This window comes from Clavibacter capsici (assembly GCF_001280205.1).
In the GTDB taxonomy this organism is placed as follows: Bacteria; Actinomycetota; Actinomycetes; order Actinomycetales; family Microbacteriaceae; genus Clavibacter; species Clavibacter capsici.
Map to the genome: position 1 here is coordinate 2,981,384 of NZ_CP012573.1, position 17,640 is coordinate 2,999,023.

At 72.9% G+C, this 17,640-nt stretch carries 23 protein-coding genes; 14 read left to right on the forward strand and 9 right to left on the reverse strand.

Going from position 1 to position 17,640, the window contains the following annotated elements; all coding sequences use genetic code 11:
* Window positions 1–14: 14 nt before the first annotated feature.
* Window positions 15–632, forward strand: a complete 618-nt coding sequence (locus tag AES38_RS14090; RefSeq protein WP_053775499.1) for a hypothetical protein — start codon at window positions 15–17, stop codon at window positions 630–632.
* A gap of 137 nt (window positions 633–769) precedes the next feature.
* On the opposite strand, the gene AES38_RS14095 is transcribed toward AES38_RS14090, so the two are convergent.
* Window positions 770–1,498 carry a FadR/GntR family transcriptional regulator gene (locus tag AES38_RS14095; protein WP_053775500.1) on the reverse strand — a complete coding sequence of 243 codons (729 nt, stop codon included), beginning with the start codon at window positions 1,496–1,498 and terminating at the stop codon, window positions 770–772.
* 153 nt (window positions 1,499–1,651) lie between these two features.
* Here AES38_RS14095 and AES38_RS14100 point away from each other — a divergent pair, with 153 nt between their 5' ends.
* Window positions 1,652–2,170, forward strand: a complete 519-nt coding sequence (locus tag AES38_RS14100; protein WP_053775501.1) for a gluconokinase — start codon at window positions 1,652–1,654, stop codon at window positions 2,168–2,170.
* Between the two features lie 59 nt (window positions 2,171–2,229).
* The gene (locus tag AES38_RS14105) at window positions 2,230–3,630 is read left to right on the forward strand and encodes a GntP family permease (RefSeq protein WP_053775502.1); all 1,401 of its coding nucleotides are present in this window, start codon (window positions 2,230–2,232) and stop codon (window positions 3,628–3,630) included.
* Here AES38_RS14105 and AES38_RS14110 read toward each other — a convergent pair.
* Window positions 3,627–4,202, reverse strand: a complete 576-nt coding sequence (locus AES38_RS14110; RefSeq protein ID WP_053775503.1) for a pyridoxine/pyridoxamine 5'-phosphate oxidase — start codon at window positions 4,200–4,202, stop codon at window positions 3,627–3,629. The genes AES38_RS14105 and AES38_RS14110 overlap by 4 nt on opposite strands.
* 55 nt (window positions 4,203–4,257) lie before the next feature.
* Window positions 4,258–4,494 (reverse strand): hypothetical protein, encoded by a 237-nt coding sequence (locus AES38_RS14115; RefSeq protein ID WP_053775504.1) that lies wholly within the window; start codon window positions 4,492–4,494, stop codon window positions 4,258–4,260.
* 170 nt (window positions 4,495–4,664) lie between these two features.
* On the opposite strand from AES38_RS14115, the gene AES38_RS14120 reads away from it, so the two are divergent.
* Window positions 4,665–5,042: a DUF6355 family natural product biosynthesis protein gene (locus tag AES38_RS14120; RefSeq protein ID WP_157883551.1), complete on the forward strand. Its 378-nt coding sequence runs from the start codon at window positions 4,665–4,667 to the stop codon at window positions 5,040–5,042.
* 14 nt (window positions 5,043–5,056) lie between these two features.
* Window positions 5,057–5,368, forward strand: a complete 312-nt coding sequence (locus AES38_RS14125) for a DUF6355 family natural product biosynthesis protein (protein ID WP_244629275.1) — start codon at window positions 5,057–5,059, stop codon at window positions 5,366–5,368.
* Between the two features lie 75 nt (window positions 5,369–5,443).
* Here AES38_RS14125 and AES38_RS14130 read toward each other — a convergent pair whose 3' ends face one another.
* Complete coding sequence (locus AES38_RS14130; protein WP_053775507.1) at window positions 5,444–6,274, reverse strand: DNA-formamidopyrimidine glycosylase family protein; 831 nt, start codon at window positions 6,272–6,274, stop codon at window positions 5,444–5,446.
* A 33-nt stretch (window positions 6,275–6,307) separates the two neighbouring features.
* The gene (locus AES38_RS14135; protein ID WP_157883552.1) at window positions 6,308–7,414 is read right to left on the reverse strand and encodes a hypothetical protein; all 1,107 of its coding nucleotides are present in this window, start codon (window positions 7,412–7,414) and stop codon (window positions 6,308–6,310) included.
* A 208-nt stretch (window positions 7,415–7,622) separates the two neighbouring features.
* On the opposite strand from AES38_RS14135, the gene AES38_RS14140 reads away from it, so the two are divergent.
* From AES38_RS14140 to AES38_RS14150, 3 genes are all read left to right on the forward strand, one after another.
* Window positions 7,623–8,369 (forward strand): SDR family oxidoreductase, encoded by a 747-nt coding sequence (locus tag AES38_RS14140; protein WP_053775509.1) that lies wholly within the window; start codon window positions 7,623–7,625, stop codon window positions 8,367–8,369.
* A 66-nt stretch (window positions 8,370–8,435) separates the two neighbouring features.
* Window positions 8,436–9,467, forward strand: a complete 1,032-nt coding sequence (locus AES38_RS14145; protein WP_053775510.1) for a Gfo/Idh/MocA family protein — start codon at window positions 8,436–8,438, stop codon at window positions 9,465–9,467.
* 128 nt (window positions 9,468–9,595) lie between these two features.
* Window positions 9,596–10,144 carry an NAD(P)H-dependent oxidoreductase gene (locus tag AES38_RS14150; RefSeq protein WP_053775511.1) on the forward strand — a complete coding sequence of 183 codons (549 nt, stop codon included), beginning with the start codon at window positions 9,596–9,598 and terminating at the stop codon, window positions 10,142–10,144.
* Window positions 10,145–10,229: 85 nt separating this feature from the next.
* Here the strand turns inward: AES38_RS14150 and AES38_RS14155 are convergent, their stop codons facing one another.
* From AES38_RS14155 to AES38_RS14165, 3 genes are all read right to left on the reverse strand, one after another.
* On the reverse strand, window positions 10,230–11,405 hold the full coding sequence (locus tag AES38_RS14155) for a zinc-dependent alcohol dehydrogenase (protein WP_053775512.1): 1,176 nt from the start codon (window positions 11,403–11,405) through the stop codon (window positions 10,230–10,232).
* A 354-nt stretch (window positions 11,406–11,759) separates the two neighbouring features.
* Window positions 11,760–12,086, reverse strand: coding sequence for a hypothetical protein (locus AES38_RS14160; RefSeq protein WP_053775513.1), 327 nt, complete (start codon window positions 12,084–12,086; stop codon window positions 11,760–11,762).
* A 145-nt stretch (window positions 12,087–12,231) separates the two neighbouring features.
* Window positions 12,232–12,555 carry a DUF7882 family protein gene (locus AES38_RS14165; protein ID WP_043667880.1) on the reverse strand — a complete coding sequence of 108 codons (324 nt, stop codon included), beginning with the start codon at window positions 12,553–12,555 and terminating at the stop codon, window positions 12,232–12,234.
* A 299-nt stretch (window positions 12,556–12,854) separates the two neighbouring features.
* Between AES38_RS14165 and AES38_RS14170 the strand changes: the two genes are divergently transcribed.
* From AES38_RS14170 to AES38_RS14195, 6 genes are all read left to right on the forward strand, one after another.
* Window positions 12,855–13,739, forward strand: coding sequence for a manganese catalase (locus AES38_RS14170; protein WP_053775514.1), 885 nt, complete (start codon window positions 12,855–12,857; stop codon window positions 13,737–13,739).
* Window positions 13,740–13,830: 91 nt separating this feature from the next.
* Complete coding sequence (locus tag AES38_RS14175; protein WP_210768430.1) at window positions 13,831–14,610, forward strand: MBL fold metallo-hydrolase; 780 nt, start codon at window positions 13,831–13,833, stop codon at window positions 14,608–14,610.
* Entirely contained in the window at window positions 14,607–15,344 is a 738-nt protein-coding gene (locus tag AES38_RS14180) for a histidine phosphatase family protein (protein WP_053775515.1), read from the forward strand. Before AES38_RS14175 ends, AES38_RS14180 begins: the two co-directional genes overlap by 4 nt.
* A complete protein-coding gene (locus tag AES38_RS14185; protein ID WP_053775516.1) occupies window positions 15,328–16,221 on the forward strand; it encodes an NAD(P)H-hydrate dehydratase in 894 nt (297 codons plus the stop codon). The genes AES38_RS14180 and AES38_RS14185 overlap by 17 nt, the downstream gene beginning before the upstream one ends.
* A gap of 92 nt (window positions 16,222–16,313) precedes the next feature.
* Entirely contained in the window at window positions 16,314–16,517 is a 204-nt protein-coding gene (locus AES38_RS14190; RefSeq protein WP_043667874.1) for a hypothetical protein, read from the forward strand.
* Window positions 16,518–16,654: 137 nt separating this feature from the next.
* Complete coding sequence (locus tag AES38_RS14195; protein ID WP_053775517.1) at window positions 16,655–17,347, forward strand: hypothetical protein; 693 nt, start codon at window positions 16,655–16,657, stop codon at window positions 17,345–17,347.
* Window positions 17,348–17,409: 62 nt separating this feature from the next.
* Here AES38_RS14195 and AES38_RS14200 read toward each other — a convergent pair whose 3' ends face one another.
* Window positions 17,410–17,625 carry a hypothetical protein gene (locus tag AES38_RS14200; protein WP_053775518.1) on the reverse strand — a complete coding sequence of 72 codons (216 nt, stop codon included), beginning with the start codon at window positions 17,623–17,625 and terminating at the stop codon, window positions 17,410–17,412.
* Between the last annotated feature and the right edge of the window lie 15 nt (window positions 17,626–17,640).

The window sequence follows — 17,640 nt, forward strand, 5'->3', positions numbered from 1 at the left end:
TCAGGAGAGCAATCATGATGAAGACCTTCATGGCCGCGATGACCGCAGCAGCGGTCGCGGGCGCGATGGCTCTAGCAGCACCAGCCGTGGCAGTCGAGAGGCCCCTCCCATCGACGGCCGTCACCGAGCATGCACCCGCGTACGACCCCCGCATCGCTCCACCTTCGTCGGGAGACCTGACGTGGGCCCAAGTAGAGGAGGTGACCGAGAGCGCCCCTTCGTACCGGGATCCCGCGACTCAGGCGTCCTCGGATGTCGATGCGGTCTCGTCAGGGGCGGGATGCACCATCAACACCGGCGACGTCTACAAGCGCGCGTCCGGTCGCGGCTTCCCCTATGGCGCTGTCGGGGGCAAGCCGACGACGACCTGCGGCACGCTCATGGTGCGCATGACGCAGACGACGACTCTCTACAAGACAGTGTGGTGGGGTCTGCAGAAGGTGGCCGGCCCGTTCACCAGCTCGAACGTCGGTCAGGGAACGATCACGCAGAGGAATGTCATCCGGAAGTGCGATGACCTGCGGGACACGACTTTCCGCATGATCGTGCGGAATACCGGGACCTTCCCGACCGGCTCCACGGGAACGGCATCCGCCTATGAGGAGAGCACCGAGGCCTGCGGCACCAACTGATCCCCAGCTCCCTCTGCGGCGGGGAGCCGGCCCGGCAGCGACACGTCCGGGTCGGCTCCTCGCGGGCGCGCATGACCGCATCGTCAGTGGCGTGCTCGCACCCCACGCATGGAGCGGGATACGCGGACATCGTCGGGTCAGCGGATCGCGCTACTGACCTCCGCCAACAACGACGCCATCCCCGCCTCCGCCGTCGCCGCGTCGCCGTCGCGGATCGCGTGCGCCACCTGCTCGTGCGTGTCCAACGCATGAGGACGCGGCGTCCGCGGCATCAGCCCCTGGTGCGTGCGACCGCTCAGGACCTCCGTGATCACCTCGCGGAGGGCGCAGAACATGTCGTTGCCACTGGCCTCGAGGATCAGGTGGTGGAACTCGATGTCGGCGGCGAGGAAGTCGACGAGGGCGCCGGCCTCGCCGAGGCCGCGGAGATCCACCGCGAGCTCGGCGATGCGCGTGCGCTGGGCAGCCGTCGCGTAGCGCGCCGCGAGTGACGCCGCCACCGGCTCGACCGCGCGGCGCAGCTGGGTGAGGGAGCGGAACTGGTCCGAGCGGCCGGGGCCGGTGAGGCGCCAGCGGATGATGCGCGGGTCGTAGACGTTCCAGCGATCCGGGCCCTGCACCACGAGGCCCACGCGGCGCTTCGGCACGATCAGCGCCATCGCCTCGAGCACGCGCACGCAGTCGCGCACCACCGTGCGGGAGACGCCGAAACGCTGCTGGAGGTCCTCGATGGTGAGGCGCGTGCCCTCGGCGAGCGTGCCGTCGACGATGTCGCGGCCGAGCTCCTCGATGATCCGGGTGGCCAGCACCGTGGCGGCGGGGACCGCGCCGGCGGGAGCCGAGGGTGGGACTGACTGCGTCGTCATCGTCCTCTCCGGGTGCGCGGCGACCGGCGGGCCGCCTCGATGAGCATAGGTCGCCGCTCCTGGGGTGGTCGTCGGAGCGCTCCGCAATGGTGTTACCTTTGGCCGGACGGCGGCCGACGAGCGAGCGCCGCCCGCGTCGACGAAGGAGTCAGCATGGCCGCACAGCCCCGCCACGTCGTGGTGATGGGGATCTCCGGATCCGGCAAGACCACGATCGCCACCGCCCTCGCCGAACGGCTCGGCTGGACCTTCGCGGAGGCGGACGAGTTCCACCCCGAGGCGAACATCGCCAAGATGTCGGCCGGCACGCCCCTCACCGACGACGACCGCTGGACATGGCTCGAGGCCATGCGCGAGTGGATGAGCGGCGAGGCCCGCGCCGGCCGCAGCACCGTCGTCACCTGCTCCGCCCTCAAGCGCTCCTACCGCGACCTGCTCGACGGCGCTGACGGCGACGTGCGCTTCGTGCACCTCTCCGGCGACACCGAGCTGATCCGCGAGCGCATGAAGACCCGGAGCGGCCACTTCATGCCGGCCTCGCTGCTGCCCTCTCAGATCAGCACGCTCGAACCGCTCGACGACGGCGAGCGCGGCCTGACGCTCGAGAACACCGGGACGCCCGACGAGGTCACGACCCGCATCGTCGACGAGCTCGGCCTCGTCGCGAGCTAGCGCCCGCCCGCCCAGCCGCACCCCACCAGCCCCCTGCACGGTTCATCAACGGAGAGAACATGACCATCGACAACTGGACGCAGACCCTCACCGTGGGTCCGCTCCTCCTGATCGCCGCGGGCGCCATCGCCGTGCTGCTGTTCCTGATCATCACGCTGCGCGTCCACGCGTTCGTCGCCCTGATCCTCGTGAGCCTCGCCACCGCGTTCGCCACCGGGATCCCGACCTCGCAGATCGTCACCGTGCTCGTGGGCAGCTTCGGCTCCACGCTCGGCACGGTCGCGCTGCTCGTGGGACTCGGCGCGATGCTCGGCCGCCTGGTCGAGACCAGCGGCGGCGCGAAGACGCTGGCCGACACCCTGATCCGCATATTCGGCGAGAAGCGCGCCCCGTTCGCGCTCGGGGTCGCGTCGCTCATCTTCGGCTTCCCGATCTTCTTCGACGCCGGGCTCGTCGTGATGCTGCCCATCGTCTTCTCGGTGGCCCGTCGCCTCGGCGGCGGCGTGCTCCGCTACGGCCTCCCCGCGGCCGGCGCCTTCTCGGTCATGCACATCTTCGTGCCGCCGCACCCCGGCCCCGTCGCGGCGTCGGAGTTCTTCGGCGCGAACGTCGGCATCGTGATCATCGTCGGCCTCGTCGCCGCGATCCCCACCTGGTACGTCACCGCGTACCTCTACGGCCTGTGGGTCGGCAAGAAGTACGTGCTGCCGATCCCGTCGCTCATGGGCGAGGCCGACGCGCACGCCGAGTCGAACCCGCCGAGGTTCGGAACGGTCGTCGCCGTGCTGCTGCTCCCGCTGCTCCTCATCTTCCTGAACACCGGCCTCAACGCGGCGTCCACCGGCGGGATCCTCCCCGAGGGCACGAGCGACCAGGCCTGGTACCAGATCCTCCGCACCATCGGCGAGACGCCCGTGGCGCTCCTCATCGCGCTGCTGTTCGCGGCGTTCGTGCTCGGCCGGCGCCGCGGGATCGACAAGTCGGCCCTCGAGAAGACGCTCGAGTCGGCGCTCGGCCCGGTCTGCTCGGTGATCCTCATCACCGGCGCCGGCGGCATGTTCGGCGGCGTGCTCCGCACCAGCGGCATCGGCGACGCCCTCGCCGACGTGCTGGGCGACCTCGGCATCCCGATCATCCTGGCCGGGTTCCTCATCGCGGCGATCCTCCGCATCGCGCAGGGATCCGCGACCGTCGCGCTCACCACGGCCGCGGGCCTCGTCTCGCCGGCGATCCTCGCGGGCGACTTCAACGCGTTCCAGGTCGCGGCGCTCGTCGTGGCGGTGGCCGGCGGATCCGTGGTCGCGAGCCACGTGAACGACTCCGGCTTCTGGCTCGTCGGCCGCTTCTTCGAGATGGACGTGAAGACGACCCTCAAGACCTGGACCGTGATGGAGACCACCATCGGCGTCATGGGCTTCGCGATCGCGACGGCGGTGTTCGGGGTGGCGTCGCTGGTCTAGGCGCGACCCTCGCCGTCGGCTCCGCGGCGCGTCCACGTCTCGCCGACGCGGTCGAACAGGATCCGCGCGTGCCGCCGGTCGGGCGAGCCCTGCCAGAACTCCACGTGCACGGGGCGGATGCGCCAGAGGACCCAGTCGCCCGGATCCACGTCGGCGCGGGCCGCGGACGAGCGCGCGGCCAGGTCGGCGGCGCTCTCCTTCGCCGTGGCCTCCTCGACGGATCCGCGCACCCGCACCGCGCGCACGATCGGCTGCCACCAGAACGACAGCGCCGCCGCCGGGGTCGCGGCGAGCTGCGCGCCCTTCGCCGAGGAGCGCGTACCCGCGAAGGCCCAGCCACGCGGGCCGACGTCCTTGAGGATCAGCGTGCGCGCGTCGGGCAGGCCGTCCGCGTCGACCGTCGCGAGCGTCGCGGCGTGCGGCTCGGGGACGCCTGCGTCGGCGGCGGCGGTGATCCACGTGCGGAAGAGGGCCTCGGGGTCGGCAGGCAGCGCGTCGAGGTCGAGCGGCGGCGCGGCTCCGGTGAGCGAGGGCTGCGCGCGGAGCCAGCGGGCGAAGGCGTCCGAGGGCACGGGTCCATCCTCGCGCGGACGACCTGCTGCCCGGGCGGCGTCCGCCGGGCCTCCGTCAGACAGAGCGGCTGTCGCCCGTCGCGGCCGCCTCGGCAGCCGAACGCTCGCGCGCCGCCCGAGCGGTCCGCAGACCCGTGAGCGTCGTCGCGAGGGCGAACGCGAGCCCGAGGACGAGGACCAGCACGACCGCGACGGGATCGGCGAGCACCTCCTGCCGGCGGAGTCCGAGGACCACGAGGAGGAGCACGATGCTCGCCACCGCGGTCGCGGACGTGCGCTTGGTCGTGGTCATTCCGATCATCGCTTCATCCCCTGATCCGTCGACGGCCCGGACCATGCTAGCGCCCATTTCCGCGCCTTGACTCCACGACGACGGCCATGGAATGCTGACGCCGGTCCGAGAGGACGGGAATGCGCGTGGGTGAATCCGAACCCCGGCATTCATCACCATTTGGGGGGACCATGAAGGACAATTCGACGAGCCGCGGCATGCGGTTCTCCACGGGCCTCGCGGCAGCCGCGCTCGCGCTCACGGGACTCGCCGTCGTGCACACCGCGAACGCCGCTCCGGCGAGCGCGTACGTGTGCGGCTACAGCGTGGAGAACGAGGACTACAAGTCGCTCTGGTCGGTCGACCTGCCGTTCGTCGGCACGGTGGATCCCTTCGGCGGCACGCGCCAGGTGGCGCACTACGGCAACTGCACGAAGAGCAAGCAGCGCATCTCGGTGAAGACCGCGTCAGGCAAAAAGTCCTACTGCGTGAAGCCCGGGGACACGCGCCTCGGCTTCACCCAGAACGGCAGCAAGGTCTCCGGCGCCACCAAGACCGGGACCTGCTGAGCGCCGTGGGCACGATGAGGAAGCTCGCGGCCTCGGCCCTGCTCGCCGGCATGCTGCTCGGCGGATCCCTGGTCGCGGCGGCCCCCGCGCAGGCGGCGACGCCGTGCGGCTTCTACCCCATCACCACCGGCAGCCTCGGCGGCGGCGAGGACGGCCGATACGAGAAGGCCACCTACAACAACTGCAAGTCCAAGCCCGCCAAGATCACCGTCCGGTATTACTACGCGAATCGCACCATGTGCGTCTCGCCCGGCGAGACGGTGCTCTACGCGAATCCCGCTCTCGGAGCGCTCGTGGGTGCGTCCTGGACGAAGAAGTACTGCTGATCCGAGAATATCGGGACGTTATTTCCATAGTCTGATGAAATAGGGCCGCCGCGGGATGTCGATCCCGCCGCGGCCCTATTCTCGTGTGACCCCGGGCGACGCGTCGGGGACGGCCGGCTGGCACCTCGGGCACCACCACGCCCGCCGCCCGCGCTCGCTCGTGCTCCCGGGATCGTCGACCCCGATCACCGTCGTCCCGCAGCGCAGGCACGGCCGGCCCGCGCGGCCGACCACCCAGTGCGTGCGGCCGCGGCGGGGATCGCCCGTCGTGATCTGGTACGCCGCGGGCACCGTCGCCGAGTGCCGGAGGGAGCGGGCGGCGAGGTCGACGAGGGGTGGGAGATCCACGTCGCGGACCCGCGTGGCCGGGTGCACGCCGCGCAGGAAGCCGACCTCGTTGACCCAGAGGTTGCCGAGGCCCGCCATGGGGCGCTGGTCGAGGAGGGCGGCGCGGATCGTCTCGTCGGGCCGTGCCGCGAGGCGGGACACGGCGAGCGCCGGATCCCAGTCGTCGCGCAGCGGGTCCGGCCCGAGGTGGCCGATGACCGTGCGCTCGTCGCGGGTCGGGATCAGCTCGACCACCGGCAGGTCGATGCCCCAGAGCGTCCGGCCGTCGTCGAGGCGGAGGCGCACGCGCACCTGGTGCTGGATCCTCTCCGGCACGCGCTTGCCGGCTCCCGTGACCGTCCACGAGCCCTGCATGCGCAGGTGCGTGTGGAGGGTGGTCGCGTCGTCGAGCCGCATGAGCAGGTGCTTGCCGTGGGTGTCGAACCCGGTGATCCGCCTGCCGCCGAGCCGCGCACCCGCCCGCGCGCCGGACCGGAGCTCCCCGTCGGCGACGAGCGCGCCCCCGACCTGGGCCCGCAGGCGCGCGGCGAGGACGAAGACGGAGTCACCCTCGGGCATGGGTCGACGGTAGCGGGGGCCGCCGACAGTGGGTCAGGCGTCGGACGGCGAGCGCGTCGCCGCACCCTCCTGCCCCTCCACCGGCCCTCCCGACCTGGCGAGCTCCCGGGTCTGCTCGGCGAAGCGCTTCACGGAGCGCTGCTGCCGGATGATGAGCGGCAGCATCGCCACGAGCACGACCGCCACGGCCACGAGCAGCACGAGCAGGAACGTGTCGAGCCCACCTCGCACGATGGTCGGGACGAAGATCCCGACGAAGATCAGCACCGTCTGCGCCATGAGGAAGGGCTGCGAGACGCGCATCACCGCCGCGACCCGGGCGGCACGCCACTCGAGGTCAGGTGTGAGCGCGTCGGCCTTGCCGGTCACGCGGCGGTTGATGGCCTTGCGATCCGCCATGTCGAGCCCGCGGACGATCGGACTCGCCGCGAGCTGCGCGGGGAAGGCGACGGCGATGCAGGCGATCGCGGCGGCTGTGAAGGAGAGCTGGACGATGGAGGTCCACGTCTCGGCGGGTCCGTCGTCGCCCGTCAGCGCCAGCACGACCGCGAGGATGCTGCTGGCCGCGAGCGCCACGACGAAGGTGACGACGACGACGCGGACCTTGCGGCGGATCACCTCGGGCGTCCAGCCGAGGTCGGGCGAGTCCGGGAGGCCGGACTCGGCGCGTGCCCGCTCTCGCTCGTCCAGCGTCGCACCCGCTCGGGCGCCGAGGATCCAGCTGGCCGTCGTGACGCCGAGGATGCCGAGCAGGGTGCCGGCCACGACGAGGGGCGCGACACCGGCGGCGACCGCGAAGACGACATGCGCCGCCGTGACGAGGGCCGTGATGCCCACGATGACCATGAGCCGCACGGGACGACGCCCGGCGGACCCCGTGATCCGGCTCGACGGGCTCTGCACCACGACGAGCCCGATCGACATCGCGAAGCTCAGCGCGACGACGCCGGCCACCATCTGCGTGACGAGGAGGTAGATCGGCGGCTCGTCCGGCACGCCGACGAACCGGGTGAACATCCCCGCGAAGAGCAGCACGAATGTGCCGAGAGCGAGCAGGGCCAACACCGTGATCAGCAGCGCCGTGCCTCCGCGGGGTGCCCTCGCACCGGATGACCCCTGGTCCGTGCCGCGTCCGCTCATCCACCGAACGTATCGGCCCGGCGTCGCCCGACCAGCCGACGGATGGCCCCCGTTCGAGCCGTAGACCCCTCCCCACGTGAACGGCTGCTGGATCCTCCCCGCTCGCCCGCGCGCCCGCCCCCGTCGACCGCCCGGCGGGCCACACTCGATCCACGAACCCGATCCCGATCCCGCCAGCCGCGCGCCCCCGCAGCGAAGGAGCCCACCCATGAAGATCACCGGCCGCACCGTCCTCATCACCGGCAGCACCTCGGGCATCGGCCGCGGGCTCGCCGAGCGGTTCCACGCCGCGGGCAACCGCGTCGTCATCGCGGGCCGGCGCCGCGAGCTGCTCGACGAGATCACCGCGGAGCACGACGGCATGGCGTCGGTCGTGCTCGACGTCGCCGACCCCGCGTCCATCACCGCCGCGCGCGACGAGCTCGCCGCGAGCCACCCGGATCTCGACGTCGTGATCACGATGGCGGGCATCATGCAGGCCGAGGACCTCATGGATCCCGCGCACCAGGCCACCGCCGAGGCCATCGTCACCACGAACCTGCTCGGCACGATCCGCACCATCGACGCGTTCCTGCCCGGCCTCCTCGCGAGCGACGAGGCGACGCTGATGACCGTCTCCTCCGGCCTCGCCTTCGTGCCCCTGCCGCTCACGCCCACCTACTCCGCCACCAAGGCCGCGGTGCACTCGTACACGCAGAGCCTCCGCGTGCAGCTCGCCGACACCTCCGTCGAGGTCGTCGAGCTGGTGCCGCCGAAGGTCCAGACCGCGCTCATGCCCGGGCAGGCCGACGCGGGCGACGCCCTGCCGCTCGAGGACTTCCTCGACGAGGTGATGGGCATCCTCCAGGCCCGCCCGGAGGACGAGGAGGTCCTCGTGCAGGACGTGCACGGCCTCCGCTTCGCCGAGCGCGACTGCCGCCACGACGAGATGCTCGCGCTCCTCAGCGGACGCTGATCCGCCGGGCGGCCGAACCACCGGCTCGACCGGTCGGGCGCGCGGCCGCCCGCCTAGGCTCGATCCATGTCGACGACGATGCCGCCCGCCCCCGCCCGCACGCCCGACCCTGCGCCGGGAGGCAGCGACGACACCCGCCCCATCCGCTTCGGCGTCATCGGCGCCGCCGGCATCGCCCGCTCGGTCGTCCCCGACATGCAGCTGGTCCCGGACATCGAGGTCGTCGCCGTCCACTCGCGCACCCGCGCGAGCGCGGAGGAGCTCGCCGAGGCGTGCGGCATCCCGCGGATCCACGACACCCTCGACGCGCTCCTCGCCGACCCCGAGGTGGACGCCGTCTACGTCGCCACCCCGCACACCCTCCACCGGTCGCAGGCCGAGGCCGCCCTCCGCGCCGGCAAGCACGTCGTGTGCGAGAAGCCCGCGACCACCACGGCCGCCGACACCCGCGCCCTCGTCGACCTCGCCCGATCCGAGGGCCTGCTGTTCCTCGAGGCGCTCTGGATGGCGTTCTCCCCCGGCTACCTCGCCGTCCGCCGGGCGATCGCGGACGACCGCATCGGGGATCCGCGCGCCATCTCCGTCGCCTTCGGCTTCGTCACCGAGGAGGGGAAGGGCCGCCTCTGGGACCCGGAGGTCGGCGGCGGCACGCTCCTCGACATGGGCGTCTACCCGCTCGCGTTCGCGCACGGGCTGTTCGGCACGCCCTCCTCGGTGGCCGCGGTCGGCACGGTCGTCGACGGCGGCGTCGACACCGAGGTCGCGATCCTGCTCGGCTGGCCCGACGGACGCCACGCCACCCTCGCCTGCTCGCTGGTCGCCGCGCTGCCCACGGGCGCGACCGTCAGCGGCACGGCCGGCCGCATCGAGGTGGATCCGCTGTTCCTCGCGTCCCGCGCGCTCACGGTCGTGCCCGCCGACGGGGATCCGGAGCGGCAGGAGCACGAGATCGAGGGCCGCGGCTACGTGCCCATGTTCCGGGCGGCGCGCGACGCCATCCGCGCCGGCGACGTCGAGTGCGCGGGGATGCCGCACGCGGAGTCCGTCGCCCTCGCCGAGCTGATGGACGGGATCCTGGAGCGCATCGGCGCGCGCTGACCGGTGCCGGGCACCCGGAGGAGACGTCCGAGGACGCCGCATAGGGTCCAGGGAGAGGCACGCGCCTCCGCCCCCTGCGGCACGTCGACGGAGACGACCCGACCGGAACGACCCCGAAGGAGAACACCATGACGCACGTCCTCGTGCTCGTCGGGAGCCTGCGCGCAGGCTCCACCAACCAGCAGATCGCCGAGGCGGCGCTGCGCCACGCGCCCGACGGCGTCACGCTCGACATCCACTCCGGCCTCGACCGGCTCCCCTTCTACAACGAGGACGTGGACGTCGAGGGATCCGTGCCCGCCGACGCCGTGGCCTTCCGCGACGCGATCGCCGCCGCGGACGCGCTCCTCGTGATCACGCCCGAGTACAACGGCACGATGCCCGCGGTGCTGAAGAACGCCATCGACTGGGCCTCGCGCCCGTTCGGCGCGTCCGCCCTGGCGGGCAAGCCGACCGCGGTGATCGGCAGCGCCTTCGGCCAGTACGGCGGCGTGTGGGCGCAGGACGAGGCCCGCAAGGCGCTCGGCATCGCCGGCGCGCGCGTGCTCGAGGACGTGAAGATGGCCGTCCCGGAGTCGGTCGTCCGATTCGCCGAGCGCCACCCGGCGGACGACGCCGAGGTCGTGGAGCAGCTGCGCGAGGTCCTCGACGCCGTGCGCACCTCCACCGCCGCCTGATCCGACCCGCCGGCGGGCAGCACGCCCGCGCACGACGACGGCCGCGCCCCCGAGGGGACGCGGCCGTCGTCGTTCGAGCGGGAGGCTACGGCTTCAGCACCACCTTGATGCAGCCGTCCTCCTTCTTCTGGAAGATCTCGTACATGTGCGCGGCCTCGCTGAGCGGCACGGTGTGCGTGACGAGGTCCATGACGCCGAGCGGGTCGGACGGGTCCTCGACGAGGGGCAGCAGGTCCTCGATCCAGTACTGCACGTTGCACTGGCCCATGCGGATCGCGATCTGCTTGTCGAAGAGCGACTTCATGGGCAGCGGGTCGGCCTCGCCGCCGTAGACGCCGGAGATGGAGACGGTGCCGCCGCGGCGTACCGCGTCGAACGCCGTGTGCAGGGCCGCGAGGCGGTCGACGCTCGCGACGTCCATGACCTTCTTCGCGATGCCGTCGGGCAGCAGGCCCGCGGCCTTCTGCGCGAAGGAGGCGGCGGGGCTGCCGTGCGCCTCCATGCCGACGGCCTCGACCATGGCGTCGGGCCCGCGGCCGTCGACCATCTCGCGCAGCTTGTCGGCCACGTCGTCGGTGAGGTCGAGGGTCTCGATGCCGTGGCGCTCGGCCATCGCGCGGCGCTCGGGGACGGGATCCACCGCGATGACGCGGTAGCCCAGGTGCTTGCCGATGCGGGCCGCGAACTGGCCGACGGGGCCGAGGCCCATGACGCCGAGCGTGCCGCCCTCGGGCACGTTCGCGTACTGCACGCCCTGCCAGGCGGTGGGGAGGATGTCGCTGAGGAAGAGGTAGCGCTCGTCCGGCAGCTCGCCGTTCACGACGATCGCGTTCGCGTCGGCGAGCGGCATGCGGAGGCGCTCGGCCTGGCCGCCGGGGATGGATCCGTACATCTCGCTGAAGCCGTAGAGCGCGGCGCCGCTGCCCTGCGACTTCACCTGCGTGGTCTCGCACTGCGTGAACAGCCCGCGGTCGCACATGAAGCAGTCGTGGCAGGCGATGACGAACGGGACGACGACGCGGTCGCCGACCTTGAGCTTCGTGACGGCGCTGCCGACCTGCTCGACGACGCCCATGTTCTCGTGCCCGAGGACGTCGTCCTTGTCGAGGAACGGGCCGAAGACCTCGTAGAGGTGGAGGTCGGATCCGCAGATGGCGGTCGACGTGATGCGGATGACGGCGTCGGTGTCCTGCTCGATGCGGGGATCCTCGACGTCCTTGACCTCCACGTCGTGGATGCCCTGCCAGGTGAGTGCCTTCATGGTGCTCCTTCGTGCTCGGGGCGCCGGGCCCTCGTGGGGCAGGCGCTCCTCCACACAACGCCCTCCGACGCTGTCCGCCAAGCGAAGGTCAGGCGGCGCCCAGGGAGCGGGGGCGGCCGGGCGCGGCGGGGGAGCGGTCTCCCAGACGATCCGCCCCGGGTGCCGGTCGTCCACGACACGACCGATCCGGGGCGGATCTGGAGGGCCGGTGATGCGGTCCGGACTGCATAGGAGGACTCTCGACAACCCTCAAGCGCCCGAGCCCGCGACGGCCTCGTGCCTGCAGTGTGCTCCCCGGGCGGGGAAATGGACAGGGGGTGTCGCTCCGCTCCCGGCGGATCCACGGCGTGGAGGTCAGACGTCCCAGCCGTGGGCGCGCTGCACGACGCGCAGCGCCTCGGCGGCCTCGTGCTCGCCGAAGGGCAGGCGGTCCCAGTGGATGCCGTCGGCGGAGATCCAGCCGAGCTCGGCGAGCGCCTCGGCGAGGTCCTCGATGTAGAGCGCGACGGCGTCGTCGGAGCCCTGGATGGCGTCACCCGTGATGGACCAGCCGAAGTAGCCGGCCACGAAGCGGGCCTGCTCGGTGGCGCTGCGGCCGGGACCCTGGCGCCGGGCGGGGAGCGATTCGCTCGCGGACGACTGGACGAGGTCGCCCACGTCGTCGGCGCCGGTGTCGTGCATGGCGTCCCTTCCCCGGGCGACGCGCGCGCGTGACCCGGGGACCACGATGCCAGCACCGGCGTCCCCGCCCCAATGGAGGAGGAGGGGTTGACCCGGGTGGCCGCGAGGGCCTAAGGGGTCGGGTGGTGCGGGGAGGCGCCGGGGATCAGCGCGCGTCGTCGCGCGCGTCGTCCTCGGGGGGTTCGCGCATGATGAGGAGGCCCCCGGGGCTGTTGGCCGTGATCATGAGCGCGTCCACCCACTTGCGGTTGATGGGCGGCACCCGGCTGCCGTGGTACTTGAACACCAGCGGGAGCGAGTTGTGCATCCAGATGGTGGTGCGTCCGTCGCCGACCTCGACGTCGTCGCGCCAGGAGAAGTAGAACGCCTCACCGCGTCGCAGCTTCGCGCCGATGACGAGCTGCAGGTGCGCCAGCAGGCGGTCGTCGAACTCCGCCGTCAGCGTCGAGTCGTACTTGAACGTGCCCATGATCGATGTGTCCCCCTCGTGGCCTCTCGCGCCCCGCGCTGACGGTGGAGGGGCAGGAGTGCGGCGCTGAGCTTCGGCCGTGCCCATCCACTATGCCAGCGTTGCCGCCGAGAATCGGCGTGCGCGGGAGTCGCGTGCGCTTGTGGTAGAGGAACGGGCTGGGGAGGGGACGGTCCGACGCGCCCGAGGTCACATGGGGAGGTCTGTCAAGGGGGTAGGCGGTGCCCCGGCACCCGGCGAACGCTCGACGGAGTCGCGGACGGTCCGGCCCGCGACGCCGAAGACGACGAGAGGCCCCCATGTTCTTCCACAAGCAGGAGCTGCAGCACAGCGCCACCCCCGACAAGCCCGACCCCATCTACGCCCGCCACCTCCAGGAGGTGCTCGGCGGCCAGTACGGCGAGATCTCCGTCGCCATGCAGTACGGCTTCCAGTCCTGGAACTCGAAGCTCCCCGGCAAGTACCGCGACATGCTCTACGGCATCGGCGCGGAGGAGTTCGGCCATGTCGAGATGCTCGCGATCATGATCGCCAAGCTGCTCGAGACCGCCCCCGTCGAGGCGACCGAGGACGCGATGAAGGACCCGACCCTCGCGGCGGTCATCGGCGGCGGCGACATCCAGCACGCCATCGTCGCGGGCGCCGGCGCCCGCCCGGTGGACGCCAACGGGAACCCGTGGCAGGGATCCTTCATCACCGCGAGCGGCAACCTGCTCGCCGACTTCCATGCCAACGCGAACGCCGAGATGCAGGGCCGTCTCCAGGTGGCGCGGCTCTACCACATGACCGACGACCACGGCGTGAAGGACCTCCTGTCCTTCCTGCTCGCGCGCGACACCATGCACCAGAACCAGTGGGTCGCCGCCATCGCCGAGCTGCAGGCCGAGGGCACCGAGAACCTGCCCGTGCCGAGCGACTTCCCGATCGAGCTCGAGGACCGGGACGTCTCGTACCAGTACCTCAACTTCTCCGACGGACCCGCCGCGGCCGAGGGCACGTGGGCGTCCGGCCCGACGCCCGACGGCAAGGGCACCTTCACGTACCACGACGGCCCCACCTCCGCGGTGCCGATGCCGGCCCCGCCCCTCGGGAACCCGCTCCTCCACGGCACCATCCCGCCGAAGGACCCGGGCATCCTGAAGAAGGCGGCGTCCGCCGTGAAGGACGCCGTCACCCCCGAGTGACCCGCGTCGCATGATCCGGCGGCCGGCCCCTGACGGGGTCGGCCGCCGGTCCGCGTCCGCACCGACCGGACCCACCCCGCGAGAGGACCGCATGATCCGCACCGGCACCCCACCCCACCCCGCGTCCCCCGTGCTCACGCGCGACGTCGCCCCGGGCGTCCACCTCCTGGCGCACGCCTACGTGAACCTGCACCTCGTCGAGGGCGACGACGGGATCACGCTCGTCGACACCGCGTTCCCGGCCACCTGGCCGCACCTGCTGCGCGCCCTCCGTGCCATCGGCCGCACCCCCGACGACGTGCGCGCGATCGTGCTGACGCACGGGCACTGGGACCACGTCGGATCCGCCGCCCGTGCCGCGCGCGAGCTCGGCGTGCCGGTGCACGTGCACCCGGGCGACGCGCACCTCGCGCGCCACCCCTACTCGTACCGCCGCGAGCGCACGCCCTTCGTCTACCCGCTCCGCTACGGCCGGGCGATCCCCGTGGTCGCCGCCATGGCCGCCGCCGGCGCGCTCCGCGTCGAGGGCGTCGGCGCCGTGACCGACCTCGTCGCCGGGCCGCTCGACGTGCCGGGGCGCCCCGTCGTGATCCCCACGCCCGGCCACACCGACGGCCACGTCGCGCTCCACCTGCCCGACCGCGACGCGCTCATCACGGGCGACGCGCTCGTGACGCTCGACCCGTACACGGGACGCACCGGCTGCCGCATCGTCGCGGGCGCCGCCACCGCGGACAGCGGACGGGCGCTCCGGTCGCTCGCCGCCCTCGAGGAGACGGACGCGCGCATCGTCCTGCCGGGGCACGGCGCGCCCTGGACGAACGGGATCCGGGCCGCCGTCGCCGCCGCCCGCGCGGTGGGCCCGTCATGACCGGCCTCACCGAGCTGTGGCTCGTCCGGCACGGCGAGAGCACCGCGAACGTCGCCGCGAGCCGGGCCGACCGCGAGGGAGCGGAGGTCATCGACATCGACCACCGGGACGCGGACGTGCCGCTGTCCGCGACCGGCGAGGCGCAGGCCCGCGCGCTCGGCCGCTGGCTCGCGAGCCGCTCCGACGTGCCCACGACCGTGTTCTCGTCGCACTACCTGCGTGCCCGGAGCACGGCGGCGCTCGCCCTCGAGGAGGCGGGCATCGACGTCGCGGTCCGGCAGGACGAGCGCCTGCGCGACCGCGAGCTCGGGATCCTCGACCTCCTCACCTCCCGCGGCGTCGACGCCCGCCACCCCGACGAGGCCGCGCGCCGCCGCTTCCTCGGCAAGCTCTCCTACCGGCCGCCGGGCGGGGAGTCGTGGGCCGACGTGACGCTGCGGATCCGGTCGTTCCTGCAGGACCCCGAGGTCGAGGCCGCGGACGGCCGCGCCCTCGTCACGACCCACGACGCCGTCGTGATGCTCTTCCTCCACGTGGGCCTCGGCCTCACCGAGGCGGAGCTCCTCGACTTCCAGTCGACGCACACCGTGGCGAACGCGTCCGTCACGATCCTCGAGCGGTCCGCCCCGCGCGGCCCGTGGACCCTCCGGACCTTCTCGGCCACGGAGCACCTCGACGGGCAGGGCGCGCCCGTCACCGAGCACGGAGGAGAACCCGATGAGCGACGACGATGACGCCGTGTCGGACGGCCCCGCGGAGGTCGTGACCCCGGCCGGCCTGCGGGACTGGGCGCTGCCCGCGGCGACCGGATCCAAGTACGGCCGCGGCCAGGTCGTGGTCGTCGGCGGCGCCCTCCGCTCCCCCGGCGCGGCCATGATCTCCGGCCTCGCGGCGCTGCGGGTCGGCGCCGGCCGGCTCACGCTCGCGGTGGGTGCGTCCGTGGCGTCCACGGTGGCCGTCGCCGTGCCCGAGTCCGGCGTCGTGCCGCTGCCCGAGACCGCGGACGGGCACGTGCGCGGCGACGGGATCCGCGACGCCGCGGACGACATCGCCTCCGCCGACGCCGTGCTCGTCGGCCCGGGCCTCGACGACGCCGACGAGGCCGAGCGCATGGTGGCGCTCCTGCCGACGATCGTGGGCGACGACGCCGTCGTGGTGCTCGACGCCTTCGCCCTCGGGGTCCTGCCGTCGTGCCGGGAGGCGGCGGCGCGCCTGGCCGGGCGGCTCGTGCTCACGCCCAACTCCTCGGAGGCCGCGCGGCTGCTCGACCGCGAGGCGGGCGACGACGCCGTGGCCGACGCCCGCGAGATCGCCCGCGGGTACGCGGCCGTCGTCTCGATGAGCGGTGTGGTCGCCGCCCCCGACGGACGCGCCTGGACGATCGGCGCGGGCGGCAGCGGACTCGGGACCTCCGGATCCGGCGACGTGCTCGGCGGGGCGATCACCGGCCTCTGCGCCCGGGGCGCGGATCCGGCGCAGGCGGCGGTGTGGGCGACCCACGCGCATGCGGCCGCGGGCGACCGGCTCGCCGTGCAGGTCGGGCCGCTCGGCTACCTCGCGAGCGAGCTGCTCCTCGAGCTGCCGCGCGTGCTCGTCGAGCTCGAGGCGTGAGCCGGTCCCTCCCCAGGGCCCGGCGCTCGGGCATCCGCTGGGGATCCCGGTCGGGCCCGGTCGCCGCGTCCTGACGGTCGTAGGGTCGGACCATGACTGATTCCACGTACACCGCACAGCTGGTCGGCCCCGACGGCACGGAGGAGACCGAGGTCGAGTTCCTCAACGGCGAGCCCGTCAAGAGCTTCGTCCGCGCCACCTCGCTCAGCGAGGAGGAGGTCGTCTGGGAGATCGACCCCGACGCCGACGGCTACGTCTACCGTCCCGCGGGCATCCCGGGGGCCGACTACTCCTGATCCGCGGCGCCGCGCACGCGAGCGGCCGGAGTGTCCACCCCCGACCATCCGCCCACGAAGGGGGAGGGGGCGCGTAGCGTCCGAGGCACACGCCGACAGGGATCCCCGTCCGGCGGAGACGCACGGAAGGAACCTTCATGAGCACCCCGGACACCCCGCGCGACAGCGCGTCCGACGACGGTCGCGACCGCGTCGGTCGCGACGACCGGCGTCACGACGTGGATCACGACCGCACCGCCGTCGCCGCCGGCGACCACGACACGCTCCGCCAGGACGTGCTCGCCCGCGAGAAGGACCGCTTCGGCGGCATCAAGTTCGGCTCGGCCTTCTTCGGCTGGCTCACCGCGACCGGCACGGCCGTGATCCTCACCGCGCTCGTCGCGGCGACGGGCGCCGCCGTGGGCCTCGGCCAGAACGGCGGGGACACCGGCGAGGCGGCCGACGCCGCCGCCCGGAACGCCGACACCGTCGGCTGGGCCGGCGCGATCGCCCTCGCCGTCGTGATCCTCATCGCCTACTACTGCGGCGGCTACGTCGCCGGCCGCATGGCCCGCTTCGACGGCGCCAAGCAGGGCCTCGCCGTGTGGCTGTGGGCCGTGATCATCGCGATCGTCGTGGCCGTGGTCACCGCGGTCGCCGGGTCGCAGCTCGACGTGCTCGGCAGCGTCAACGCGTTCCCGCGCATCCCGATCGGCGAGGGAGACCTCACGCTCGTCGGCATCGTCACCGCGGTCGCCGTCGCGCTCATCAGCCTCCTGGGCGCCGTGCTCGGCGGCCTCGCCGGCATGCGCTTCCACCGCAAGGTCGACCGCGTGGGCCTCGGCCGCTGACGCCGGCCTCCGCCTGCACGCCGACGCGGCCCGTCCTCCCCGAGGACGGGCCGCGTCGGCGTTCATGCCGAGAGGAAGGCGACGCAGCAGAGGATGCTGATCGCGATCCAGCCGAGCGAGGCGAGCGTCCATGGGAGGACGGGCCGGGCGAAGAGCTTCGCCCGCCCCCAGCCGTGCTCGCGGACACCCTTCCACGCGCCGACGCACTGCAGCGCCATCCCCACGAAGAGCGCCCCGAGGGCCACGTACAGGAGAGCGCTGGTCGTGTCGACGGACATCACGTGTCGCACGCT

Coding starts and splice junctions, on each gene's coding strand:
- AES38_RS14125 (WP_244629275.1), top strand. CDS start 5,057: ATGAGGAAGCTCGCGGCCTCGGCCCTGCTCGCCGGCATGCTGCTCGGC.
- AES38_RS14165 (WP_043667880.1), bottom strand. CDS start 12,555: ATGGGCACGTTCAAGTACGACTCGACGCTGACGGCGGAGTTCGACGAC.
- AES38_RS14135 (WP_157883552.1), bottom strand. CDS start 7,414: ATGAGCGGACGCGGCACGGACCAGGGGTCATCCGGTGCGAGGGCACCC.
- AES38_RS14195 (WP_053775517.1), top strand. CDS start 16,655: ATGAGCACCCCGGACACCCCGCGCGACAGCGCGTCCGACGACGGTCGC.
- AES38_RS14175 (WP_210768430.1), top strand. CDS start 13,831: ATGATCCGCACCGGCACCCCACCCCACCCCGCGTCCCCCGTGCTCACG.
- AES38_RS14185 (WP_053775516.1), top strand. CDS start 15,328: ATGAGCGACGACGATGACGCCGTGTCGGACGGCCCCGCGGAGGTCGTG.
- AES38_RS14170 (WP_053775514.1), top strand. CDS start 12,855: ATGTTCTTCCACAAGCAGGAGCTGCAGCACAGCGCCACCCCCGACAAG.
- AES38_RS14200 (WP_053775518.1), bottom strand. CDS start 17,625: ATGTCCGTCGACACGACCAGCGCTCTCCTGTACGTGGCCCTCGGGGCG.
- AES38_RS14160 (WP_053775513.1), bottom strand. CDS start 12,086: ATGCACGACACCGGCGCCGACGACGTGGGCGACCTCGTCCAGTCGTCC.
- AES38_RS14120 (WP_157883551.1), top strand. CDS start 4,665: ATGAAGGACAATTCGACGAGCCGCGGCATGCGGTTCTCCACGGGCCTC.
- AES38_RS14100 (WP_053775501.1), top strand. CDS start 1,652: ATGGCCGCACAGCCCCGCCACGTCGTGGTGATGGGGATCTCCGGATCC.
- AES38_RS14145 (WP_053775510.1), top strand. CDS start 8,436: ATGTCGACGACGATGCCGCCCGCCCCCGCCCGCACGCCCGACCCTGCG.
- AES38_RS14180 (WP_053775515.1), top strand. CDS start 14,607: ATGACCGGCCTCACCGAGCTGTGGCTCGTCCGGCACGGCGAGAGCACC.
- AES38_RS14155 (WP_053775512.1), bottom strand. CDS start 11,405: ATGAAGGCACTCACCTGGCAGGGCATCCACGACGTGGAGGTCAAGGAC.
- AES38_RS14150 (WP_053775511.1), top strand. CDS start 9,596: ATGACGCACGTCCTCGTGCTCGTCGGGAGCCTGCGCGCAGGCTCCACC.
- AES38_RS14140 (WP_053775509.1), top strand. CDS start 7,623: ATGAAGATCACCGGCCGCACCGTCCTCATCACCGGCAGCACCTCGGGC.
- AES38_RS14130 (WP_053775507.1), bottom strand. CDS start 6,274: ATGCCCGAGGGTGACTCCGTCTTCGTCCTCGCCGCGCGCCTGCGGGCC.
- AES38_RS14090 (WP_053775499.1), top strand. CDS start 15: ATGATGAAGACCTTCATGGCCGCGATGACCGCAGCAGCGGTCGCGGGC.
- AES38_RS14095 (WP_053775500.1), bottom strand. CDS start 1,498: ATGACGACGCAGTCAGTCCCACCCTCGGCTCCCGCCGGCGCGGTCCCC.
- AES38_RS14190 (WP_043667874.1), top strand. CDS start 16,314: ATGACTGATTCCACGTACACCGCACAGCTGGTCGGCCCCGACGGCACG.
- AES38_RS14115 (WP_053775504.1), bottom strand. CDS start 4,494: ATGACCACGACCAAGCGCACGTCCGCGACCGCGGTGGCGAGCATCGTG.
- AES38_RS14105 (WP_053775502.1), top strand. CDS start 2,230: ATGACCATCGACAACTGGACGCAGACCCTCACCGTGGGTCCGCTCCTC.